This window comes from Eisenbergiella sp. OF01-20, assembly GCF_003478085.1.
Taxonomy (GTDB): domain Bacteria; phylum Bacillota; class Clostridia; order Lachnospirales; family Lachnospiraceae; genus Eisenbergiella.
The window spans coordinates 1-10,520 of sequence record NZ_QUES01000068.1 but is presented as its reverse complement, the minus strand read 5'-3'; the positions used below and the strand labels follow the sequence as shown (position 1 = coordinate 10,520).

Annotated in this window: 12 protein-coding genes; 2 read left to right on the top strand and 10 right to left on the bottom strand. The window is 48.0% G+C overall.

Annotated elements, in window-relative coordinates; translation table 11 throughout:
* The first annotated feature begins 150 nt into the window (after positions 1-150).
* Together DXA36_RS32110 and DXA36_RS32105 are read left to right on the top strand one after the other, a co-directional pair.
* Positions 151-966 carry an AAA family ATPase gene (locus tag DXA36_RS32110; RefSeq protein ID WP_118683580.1) on the top strand — a complete coding sequence of 272 codons (816 nt, stop codon included), beginning with the start codon at positions 151-153 and terminating at the stop codon, positions 964-966.
* Between the two features lie 11 nt (positions 967-977).
* On the top strand, positions 978-2,195 hold the full coding sequence (locus tag DXA36_RS32105) for a VWA containing CoxE family protein (protein ID WP_118683579.1): 1,218 nt from the start codon (positions 978-980) through the stop codon (positions 2,193-2,195).
* Between the two features lie 6 nt (positions 2,196-2,201).
* On the opposite strand, the gene DXA36_RS32100 is transcribed toward DXA36_RS32105, so the two are convergent.
* The 10 genes from DXA36_RS32100 to rplS form a co-directional block, all read right to left on the bottom strand.
* A complete protein-coding gene (locus DXA36_RS32100; RefSeq protein WP_118683578.1) occupies positions 2,202-2,975 on the bottom strand; it encodes a DUF2087 domain-containing protein in 774 nt (257 codons plus the stop codon).
* Between the two features lie 390 nt (positions 2,976-3,365).
* Positions 3,366-3,785, bottom strand: a complete 420-nt coding sequence (locus DXA36_RS32095) for a penicillin-binding protein (RefSeq protein ID WP_118683577.1) — start codon at positions 3,783-3,785, stop codon at positions 3,366-3,368.
* Between the two features lie 18 nt (positions 3,786-3,803).
* Positions 3,804-5,636, bottom strand: coding sequence for a serine hydrolase domain-containing protein (locus tag DXA36_RS32090; protein ID WP_118683576.1), 1,833 nt, complete (start codon positions 5,634-5,636; stop codon positions 3,804-3,806).
* Between the two features lie 13 nt (positions 5,637-5,649).
* Positions 5,650-6,534 carry a peptidoglycan editing factor PgeF gene (gene pgeF, locus DXA36_RS32085; RefSeq protein WP_118683575.1) on the bottom strand — a complete coding sequence of 295 codons (885 nt, stop codon included), beginning with the start codon at positions 6,532-6,534 and terminating at the stop codon, positions 5,650-5,652.
* A gap of 65 nt (positions 6,535-6,599) precedes the next feature.
* Positions 6,600-6,959: a YraN family protein gene (locus DXA36_RS32080; protein ID WP_118683574.1), complete on the bottom strand. Its 360-nt coding sequence runs from the start codon at positions 6,957-6,959 to the stop codon at positions 6,600-6,602.
* Positions 6,952-7,719: a ribonuclease HII gene (locus tag DXA36_RS32075; protein ID WP_118683573.1), complete on the bottom strand. Its 768-nt coding sequence runs from the start codon at positions 7,717-7,719 to the stop codon at positions 6,952-6,954. Before DXA36_RS32075 ends, DXA36_RS32080 begins: the two co-directional genes overlap by 8 nt.
* A gap of 20 nt (positions 7,720-7,739) precedes the next feature.
* Positions 7,740-8,279: a signal peptidase I gene (gene lepB / locus DXA36_RS32070; RefSeq protein WP_118683581.1), complete on the bottom strand. Its 540-nt coding sequence runs from the start codon at positions 8,277-8,279 to the stop codon at positions 7,740-7,742.
* 24 nt (positions 8,280-8,303) lie between these two features.
* Positions 8,304-9,143, bottom strand: coding sequence for a ribosome biogenesis GTPase YlqF (ylqF, locus tag DXA36_RS32065; RefSeq protein WP_118683572.1), 840 nt, complete (start codon positions 9,141-9,143; stop codon positions 8,304-8,306).
* Positions 9,144-9,194: 51 nt separating this feature from the next.
* On the bottom strand, positions 9,195-9,776 hold the full coding sequence (gene lepB / locus DXA36_RS32060; protein ID WP_118683571.1) for a signal peptidase I: 582 nt from the start codon (positions 9,774-9,776) through the stop codon (positions 9,195-9,197).
* 210 nt (positions 9,777-9,986) lie between these two features.
* Positions 9,987-10,334 carry a 50S ribosomal protein L19 gene (gene rplS / locus DXA36_RS32055; protein WP_118683570.1) on the bottom strand — a complete coding sequence of 116 codons (348 nt, stop codon included), beginning with the start codon at positions 10,332-10,334 and terminating at the stop codon, positions 9,987-9,989.
* Positions 10,335-10,520 lie beyond the last annotated feature (186 nt).

Sequence of the window (10,520 nt, the reverse complement as noted above, 5' to 3'; positions counted from 1 at the left end):
CAGGGAAGCGGGGACGGGGGACGCCAAACTTTTTTATCTACACCCTCTGTACGTATCCATCTTGCAATTCCTTCCGTTTTCCCTTACCATAGAAATGCGGCTTCCTGAAAGGGACGCCTGCCAGGCATCCAGAAAGAAAGGAAAACCATCATGCAAAATACATTTCATTCCACCGGAACCTATATAGCGGACCAGCGACTGACAGACAGTGTAAATATAGCCGTAGCCCTTGGTAAACCTCTTCTCATCAAGGGAGAACCCGGCACAGGCAAAACCATGCTCGCCCAGGCCGCCGCCGAAGCACTGGAAAAAGAACTGATTATCTGGAATATCAAATCCACCACCAAAGCCCAGGACGGCCTGTATACGTATGATACGGTCAAAAGGCTTTATGACAGCCAGTTCGGGGCAGATGGCGTCAATGATATCGCACGCTACATCCGTCTGGGTAAGCTGGGCGAGGCTTTTTCCCGGGACAGCCAGCCGGTTCTGCTTATTGATGAAATCGACAAGGCGGATCTGGAATTCCCCAATGATCTGCTTTGGGAGCTGGATCGCATGGAATTCTATATCCCGGAAACCGGCGTTACCATAAAAGCCGCCAGGCGGCCTGTGGTTATCATTACCTCCAATGCGGAGAAAGAGCTTCCGGATGCCTTTTTACGCCGATGCCTGTTCCATTATATCGATTTTCCGGACAAGGAGCTATTGACCAAAATAGTCAATGTTCATTTTCCTTCCGTGGAAGACCGGCTTTTAGAGGCTGCCATCGCCGTCTTTGAAGAAATCCGTTCACTCCGCAGTATACGAAAAAAACCGGGCACCTCCGAATTGATTGACTGGGTCAACGCACTTTCCCTGGGAGGTATTCCGCCGGAGAAAGTTGCAGAAGCATTTCCGTATCCGGGAATCCTCTTAAAAAAAGAGGAAGATATGGAAGCGGTAAAAAAACACCGTTATTTGTAAGGAGAGTACTCATGTTTGAAGCTTTTTTTATCATTCTCAGAAACAGCGGCGTCCCTGTCACACCAGGAGAATGGCTCTCTGTCCAGGACGCGTTGGAAAAGGGGCTGTGCCGCAGCAGCCTCTCCTCCTTCTACTCTCTTTCCCGTATGCTCCTGGTAAAAAGAGAGACGGATTACGATAAATTTGATTTGGCGTTTGAGGAATATTTCAAGGGTATCCGCCATGACAGCCTTTTGACCGGCCGCCTGCTGGAATGGCTGGATAAGCCGGAAATGAACGCGCTGCTCCTTCAATGGAAAGAAACGGGGAAAACAGCTTTCGAAAAAGAGCCGGAAAACACGGAGAGCAAAAGAAACGGGGAAGAAACGGAAGAACTTCTGAAGAAACGGTTGGAAGAACAGAATGGGGAACATAATGGAGGAAACCACTGGATAGGGACTATGGGCAGCTCCCCCTTCGGAAATACAGGCGCTCCCACAGACGAAATCCGTGTTGGAGGCCAAAGCGGCCACCAGTCCGCGTTCGCCGTGATGGGCGAACGAAAGTACAAAGATTTCAGGGATGATCGCATCATAGACAACCGCCAGTTCCAGCAGGCACTCCGCCGATTACGGCAGTATTCTTCCCGTCCTGAGCTGCCCCACACCCAGCTGGACCTGAATGGAACCATTGATAAGACCTGCGGAAACGGGGGCTTTCTCCAAATCGTCATGGAAGCGCCGCGCCAGAATGGCATAAAGCTGATGCTGCTCATGGACTCCGGAGGAACCATGCTTCCTTATTCCAGCCTGATGAATGAACTATTCCAGGCCGTAAGCAAATCCAATCACTTTAAGGAGACCCGGTTTTATTATTTTCACAATTGTATCTACGGAAAGCTGTATCATACACCGGCCTGTGAATATGGCGAATGGACGGACACGGAATGGCTGCTGCGCAATTTAAAAAGTGACACAAAGGTAGTTATCGTAGGGGATGCCGCCATGGCCCCGGAAGAGCTTTTTTCCCTTAACGGGAATTACCGCGGCTCCAACGACGGCCTGGCCGGCTTCGCATGGATGCAGCTGCTGAAAGAACACTTTAAAAAAAGTGTCTGGCTGAACCCCAAGATGGCCCGGGGAAACGCTCCCTGGCGGGAATCGGAAACCGCCGTCAAGGAACTGTTTCCCATGTATCCCCTCACAGTAAAAGGGCTGAAGGAAGCAATGAAGGAACTGATGCGGGGATAACCGTTTCTATTCCTTCAGCCAATACCTGGAACCATCCTTGGTGCGTTCCAGAAAGCCGTATTCTATCATCAGCCTTCTGATATAGGGAAAATCATTATGAATCCGTTTTAAGATCCTGTTAATCTCCACCTCTGTGTAGCTGCTTCCCGGCTTAAAATTATCCGCAATTTTACGGAGAACCACTAATTTTCTTTTTTCCCTGGCGGGTATTTCCTTCAGATGACCGTTTTCTTCAAAAAAGGTTTGCAGAATCTGCATTTTCTCTTCCTCTGTCACAATGTATCTGTCGTCAACCATCGCCGCCGTTCTGTGAGGCTCACACAGCTTCTCTCCGGGCTGCTTTTCCGTCTTTTCCCCGGTTTCCTTAAGCAGATCCATCATTGCCAGAAAGGCCCTTGCCTGCCGCTCCTTTTCCCGCAGCTTAAAGCGATGGTTCCTTACTGTGGAAGGAGAAATCTTCTGCCTGTCCGCCGTTTCTTTATCGCTCAGGCCCTCCGCCATAGACGCCAGGACGGACTGCTGGATTTCCGATATCCCTGTTAACCCGGAATGAATCAGGAAATGCAGCATGGATCCATGCTCTTCCTGTAAGTGGATCTGCATCCGCTTACGGGCTTCAAAATATTTTCCGTCTTTTGGAAAAACCTCTCCTTTATCATAAATCTCCCCGCAGATCAGACATTGCACCCGGGTTTGTGTCTCCCGGAAGCCCTGCTTCAATTCCTCCGGGGAGGCGCTGTTAAAAACCTCATCCCTGCATTCTAATGTTTCATATGCCATCGTGCTCTTCCTCCTTTTTCTATCCTTCTTTTGGTACTTTAAGTCTTATAACGCCTACTTTGGAATCTCGAATTTTTAACTTTTGAATGTTGTAAACTCTTACAGGATTTATTTACATCATTATATAACATGGATATTATACCTCATATTTTATGCTTTGTCTATATATAAGCAAACATTTATATCATATGTTTATATATTTAAAAATCGGATTGTGATACATTAAAAAGTGATGATAGCTGGAGGGACTGCAAAGCGAAATTCTTCACCGACAGCCCGATTCTTTACGATTCATCAAATAACTTTTCGGAAATTCAGGCACGACAAAAAAACGGTTCCGGAGCATCTTCTCTGCCCAAAACCGTTTTTTCACGATTGCTATCCGCTTATTTACTGTTTGCCTTCCGCCCGTGCTTTGCTTATGAATGTCACCGATATAACAAGCATGGCAAACGAACCGAACAGAAAACCGAAATAGACCATCGCTACCGGCGTGGTACTGGTTATCCCTTCTATATTGGCATACAATTTGCCGTCATGCAGAAGCGCGGTCACCTCACGTCCCGGCATATACGCGGCACTGCCGTGTGTATTCTGCAGTTCGTATTCCTTCCCTTCATATTTGACAATGACCTCATAATGAGTCTGCCGTTTGCCAAATACCCTCCTCACAACATCTTCCGAACTCACAACGGCCGCCTTGACTTCCGTGTATTCGGGATTGGTGTCATCCATGGCAAAACGCAGGAATACCGTTGCCACGATGCACAAAACCGTAAGAATACTGCAGATAATTGCTTTTTTCTTCATAAAGATCCTCCCATTCTTTTATATACAAGGCCGGATTTCTCCCGCCGCCTTATCCTCCGGCTTTATTTCCATACCTGTGCACACCGGCTGTACCGTTCGTTCCACAAGTAAATGAAATACGTCTATACCGCCGCTTTCCTTAATCGTATTCATCAGGAATCCCATTTTCCCTCCCAGGTCCGTAAAAGAGTCAAGCCCTTCCATGATTACCTCTTTCCCGGGAGTTTCATCCCAGTGCGCCTCCAGGGAATCCTCGTTAAAATACAGCTTTACCTTACGCCGGCACGCTTCTTCCAGGAAAGCGAAATCAATTTTTAAAACCATCCTTCCGTCTTCATCCGTGGAAAATTCTCCTTTTGTCCCAATCCGGTAAATTTCCCCGTGAAAGGATACATTGGCAGCCACCGCTTTCACAAAACCAATTTCCAGGGAAATCCGCTCTTCTCCCTCATACAAATGAATAAACAAGCGGTTTCCCGATGCCATGAAGCCTATTTTCCGGATTCCATCGGTAAAATTATTGTGGAAAACCTGCATCAAAAGAGGCATCAGCCCCACCTGACGCTCATTCATCTCGTATATCCTGCCGTTCAGGAAACGGATCCGGTTCTGTCTCAGAGTACTTCTGACGTAAACAGCTTTCCGTTTCTCCCATCCGCCTTTTTCAATGACCGGAAGGCCGGTACGGCGTCCTTCCAGCTCTTCAATGACGTGCTGCAGCATGATCTGCCCCCGCAGATCTTCCGGCAGCACTGCCGGCGGCTCAAAGCCTTCCTCAAAATATTTTTTCACAATTCCCAGAAGCACACAGTTCTGGAAAAGCTCCTTACTCCCTGCATTGGTCACCACCACCATATTCAGATCCGGATATGCCAGCACATCCTGGCCCAGCATGCCATTATAATTAAAGGAACCTTCCCTGCCTCCCATCCACATCTGGTAGCCATAGCCGTAATTACTCATGACGGAAGGCGTGTCCGTATGTCTTTTGCAGGATGCTTCCACCCAATCCTGCGGCACCAGCTGTTTTCCTTTCCAGTTTCCGTGCTGCAGATAAAGCATACCCAGCTTTGCCGCATCTTCCGGGCACAGGAAAAGCCCCCAGCCGCCTTTGGTTATTCCCTTCGGACAGGTTTCCCAGAAAATCCTGCGGATCCCCATAGGCTCCCACAGGCGGGGACGCAGATATTCCATCAGCGTTTCTCCGGTTATTTCCGTAATAATAGCAGACAGCATATAAGAGTTCATACTGTTATATTCAAAGTTTTTTCCCGCAATACCTACCAGTCCCGATTCCAGATACCCTCTTACCCAGTCGTTCCCGGATACGATCCCGGTTTCATTAAAGCTGACACAGCTTGTCATTGTCAGCAGATGTTCCACCGTAATATCCTTCAGCCGAAATATATTAAACAGGTTTTTCCTGCTTCCGAAGAGATCAATTACCTTATCCTGCAGCCTGAGGCGCCCTTCCTGAATGAGCATACCCACTGCCATGCCGGTAATGCTTTTGCACATGGAATAACTGGCATGCCACAGGCCGGGCTGATACGGCTCAAATCCGCATTCACAGATGACTCTGCCGTTTCTCACCACCATAACCTGGTGAATATCCACGTTTTCATGAAGCGCCAATTCTTTCAGGAAAGCAGCCAGATGTGCCGAAGATACTCCCTGGCTCTCAGGAACGGCCCGTTCCAGGGGCTGCTCCTCTTCCTCCTGCTTCCCAAAGCCGTCGCCAAAAGGAAAAGCCGGCTTCTGCGGGAAAAAATCCACTTTTCCCACATTTCCGGTTTTTCTTGCAATAATATTCCATATCAACTCAGCTACTGCCAATTCTGTTTTTGCCATCCTTTTTGCTCCTTCAATTTAAAACAACAAACATTCCCAAATTCCCTCTTTTACCGTTGCTGGCACGATGGGAAAAAAGATACGCCGGGTTGCAGCAGGTGCAGATATCCGTTACACTGATATGTTCCGGCCGGATACCGGCAGATAAACAGACCGCTTCATTTGCCTTCCATAAGTCCAGCTGGTATTTTCCGTTTTTCTTATCCAGCAGAATCTGTTCTTCTTTTATGCTCTGTACCCGCTTCATTTCTTCCCGGGAAAAAAGAATGCGGAAGGCTTCCGCCACATCCTGGCTCACCTCATAGCAATCCTGACAGATTGACGGGCCGATACCCGCAAGGATGTCCTCCGGCCGGGAGCCGAAGGCCTTCTCCATGGCCTCCACCGTCTTTCTCCCCATTCCTCCTGCCGTGCCTTTCCACCCGGAATGCGATAATCCGATGGCCTTCTTTACCGGATCCACAAACAGCAGCGGAACACAATCGGCATAGAAGGTGGATAGAACAATACCTGGTTCCTCCGTAATCAATCCGTCCACATCGGCATAATCTCTGGGCCGAAGAATCCCTTTTCCTTTATCCGCGGCTGTCACATGGCGGATATTCGTGGTATGCGTCTGGTCGGAAAAAACAAAATCCCCGGTACTGCATCCAAGCGCCCCGGCTATCCGGCAAAAATTTTCATTTACATTTTCTGGTTTATCCCCACGGCTGAAGCTTACATTCATGGACCATAGATCGCCCTCGCTGACGCCTCCCAGCCTGGTACTCATCAGATGTCTTACCACCCCTGTTTTTTCTATAGCCGGGAAAGTCAGGTATTGTGCTCCGTTTATCGCCCTCTGTCGCATAACCGGCCGGGCAGGATCTTTTCGCTTAATCTCCGTTAACTTTTCCATGCAATCCTTTCCTTTCTGTCAGCATAACGGTTCGGACAACACACAGACCTGACTGCATTGTCCGGTCAGCAGCCTCCTATATAGTCAAAAGCATTCTGATACCAGTTTACGCTTTCTCCACATATTGCAACCACGTCAAACCGTACCGGAATGCTTCCCCCCAGTCTTTTTTGGTAAAGATAATAATCCGCCACCTTGCATATTTTCTTTTGTTTTGCGTATCCAACCGCTTCTTCCGGATAACCCAGCGTCTTGTTTTTTCTGTATTTAACTTCAAAAAAAACAAGAAAATCCCCATCCCGGCCAATCAGATCCACTTCTCCCTGACGGCACCGGAAATTTCTTTCGGTTATTCGTATCCCTTTTTTCCGGAGATACAGGCAGACGGCCTCTTCATAGGCTTCCCCTAACTCTCTTTTATTCATCGGCACTTTCCATAAAATTTTTAATAAAACTTCTTCTGTGGATAGGAGTAGGCCCCAGTCTCTTCAAAGCATCAATATGAGCTGCCGAACCATATCCTTTATTGGCTTCAAACCCATACCCGGGAAAAATGCTGTCATACTGCACCATCATCCTGTCCCTTGTCACCTTGGCAATAATGCTTGCGGCAGCTATGGATGCACTTTTGGCATCTCCTTTGATAATAGGCACCTGGCGGCACCTGATTCCGGGGATGGTAACCGCATCATTGAGAAGGAGATCCGGCTGTACAGACAGGCGGCCGACGGCCTCCCTCATCGCTTCATAGGTCGCCTGCAGAATATTGATTTCGTCGATTCTTTCCGGCGAAGCACAGCCAATTCCTGCCGCCACCGCTTCTTTCATTATAACCTCATAAAGCGCTTCCCTTTTTTGGGCGCTCAGCTGCTTGGAATCATTCAGATAAAGGATACTGCAGTCCTTTGGCAGAATGACCGCTCCTGCCACCACAGGACCTGCCAGCGGGCCTCTTCCCACCTCATCTATGCCGCATAGATATCCCGCATATGCATATTCTCTTTCAAAACGGAGCATTGTGAACATACGTTCTTTTTCTTTTTCCACAGCTTCCAGGCGCTTTACTGCCCTCGCTATTTCTGCCCTGATACCGCTTCGTTCATCATGTCCATAGGTTTCTATAAGCTGCGGCAGTAGGTCTGTGGGGCAGTTTTTGAATTGCTCTTTTATCTCCTGTATTTTCATTTTCCACACCTGCTTTTTGGTTATTGATGCTTCAGCACGCCGAATTTGTTCAGCGGCCAAATCCGGACCCATGCCTTTCCGATAATATTGTGGCGGCGGATATTTCCCACACTTGGATCCCTGCTGTCCGAGCTGTTGTTCCGGTTATCCCCCATAACAAAATACTCATCATCCCCCAGGGTTATCGGTTCCGTTGCCAATCCTGCAAAATGAATGGTTTCTTTTCCGTAATCCTCTTCCAGTATCGTGCCGTTAATATAAATATTACCCTGTAAATCAATCTGCACCGTTTCTCCCGGAAGCCCGATAATACGCTTCACATAAAAAGTATTCTCCGCATATTGGAAGGGAAAAACGATAATATCAAATCGCTGCGGTTCTGAAAAGCGGTAGGATATTTTATCCAGTATCAATTGATCATTATTGCTTAAGGTAGGTTCCATGGAACTGCCGCTCACGGAAGTCCTCTGCCCCACAAAGGTAATCAGCAGGTAGGTACCCAGCAGCACCACCAGGATGTAAAGTATTGTACTGATAATTTCCTTCACCACATGTTTCATTTCATTATGCTCCAATCTGTTTGATTACGGCCTTTCCAGGGAAATCCTCCCTAATCTGCCGCTTCTGAAATCATCGGTTACCAACTGGGCCGCTCTGCTAAGATCCGGTTCGCCGCCCTTTTTGTAACACTTGCGCCTTTCAGCTACCGCCTCCAGCACCTGTACCGGCGTTTCCCCTCCGGCAAGACCGTATCTGCCTTTCAGAAGAGAAGCATACCATTCCTGCAGAAAGGTTATCAGGTCGATGGCCAGTTCATCCATAATGATGATTTCATCGTTCATGGAGCCTATAAATGCCAGTTTCATGCCAACGCACTGGTCTTCAAATTTCGGCCAGAGAATTCCGGGAGTATCCAGAAGCTCCAGTCCCTTATTCAGCCTGATCCACTGTTTTCCTTTGGTTACACCGGGCTTATTGCCCGTTTTCGTACACGCCTTCCCGGCAAAAGAATTAATAAAGGTAGACTTCCCCACATTGGGAATTCCGGCAACCATCGCACGTACCGGACGGTTCAGTATCCCCCGTCTCCTGTCCCGTTCTATCTTCTCCCTGCACACCTCCTGCACGGCTCCCTGGATAGCTTTCATACCCTGACCGCTTTGTGCATTGATTTCCAGCGCCTTGATTCCCTGCTCCTGAAACCAGGCCGTCCATGCGCGGTTGCATACCGGATCCGCCAAGTCGGATTTGTTCAGTAGAACCAGCCTGGCTTTGTTCTTCCCCAGATCATCGATATCCGGGTTTCTGCTGCTTTGGGGAATCCGGGCATCCACCAGCTCTATAATCAGATCGATCAGTTTGATATCTTCCTGCATAGCACGTCTTGCTTTCGTCATATGCCCAGGATACCATTGGTAATTCATGTTACACTCCTATCTGCCCGCACCGGCAGGCATGCGGCCTTAAGCCGCGCTTTATTTTATGGGACCCATAGTACTGCTTCCCTCACTCATCTTAAACCAGGCTTTCCCCACGATATCATCCCTGGCAACCGCTCCTATGTTTCCTGACCGGCTGTCCTCGCTGCTGTTGCAGTTATCGCCCATAACAAAATATTCATCATTTCCCAGCTTTATTTCATGCTCCGCAATTCCCGCATCCGCTATGAGATCATACATATCATCTCCCACCGCCTTCCTGTTCACGTACAGGATCCCTTCAATTATCTGAACGGTTTCCCCGGGGACGGCCACCACACGCTTTACATAGTAATGCGTATTCTGGTTTCCGTTAGGCAGGAATACCACCACATCCCCTGCCTTCGGGTTAGACAGCTTATAGATAAACCGGTTGATCAGGATTTCCTGTCCGTTGTAAAGGGCAGGCTCCATAGAGACCCCGATAACGCTGGTCCGTATTCCCACGAAATAAACAATAACAAATGCCAGAAAAGCAGCGATTGCAATACCCAGCACGTAGCTGAGGATCTCATGAAGTATGGCTGTGCTTATTTTTTTCCTTCTTCTGTAAAAGCTTAATCCCTTTGACCTTCTCATTTGTAATTTCCCACATTCTGCAGTTAAAATTCCTGTGTACCAGACGACTGATTCATTTTATCACGAAATACACAAAACTGGCAAGCGGACAACTTCCCTGGGGTGCAGATAAAAAAGACTGGAGTCACCTGTCCCTGCCGGGCCGGAGGTTCCTATAATTAAGCAAAAAGGGACAACCACCACAGCGGCTGCCCCTCATACCGTATCCGATTATTTTACCAGTTCTTTAACCTTAGCCTTCTTACCTACTCTGTCTCTTAAATAATTCAGCTTGGCTCTTCTTACTTTACCTTTTCTTACCACTTCAACCTTCTCTACATTGGGAGAATGCAGCGGCCATGTCTTTTCAACGCCGATGCCGTTAGAAGCTTTTCTTACAGTAAAGGTAGCCCTGTTGCTGCCGCCCTGCTTCTTCAGGACAACGCCTTCGAATACCTGAACTCTTTCACGGTTTCCTTCTTTGATTTTACCATAAACTCTTACGGTATCACCTACATTGAACTCGGGAACTTCCGCTCTCAGCTGTTCTGCTTCAATTGCTTTAATAATATCATTCATTGCTCTTCCTCCTGATTTATCGGATGTTCTTAATACATTTCCTGTAACAGAGGACCATCTCATTTTCGCAACGTTAATAATATACCATATTGTTCCTGCAAAAGCAAGTACAAATTGACATGCGGACATCCGGGGGCGTAGATAAAAAAGACCGGCGTCACCTGCCCCTGCTTCCCTGTGCGTCCT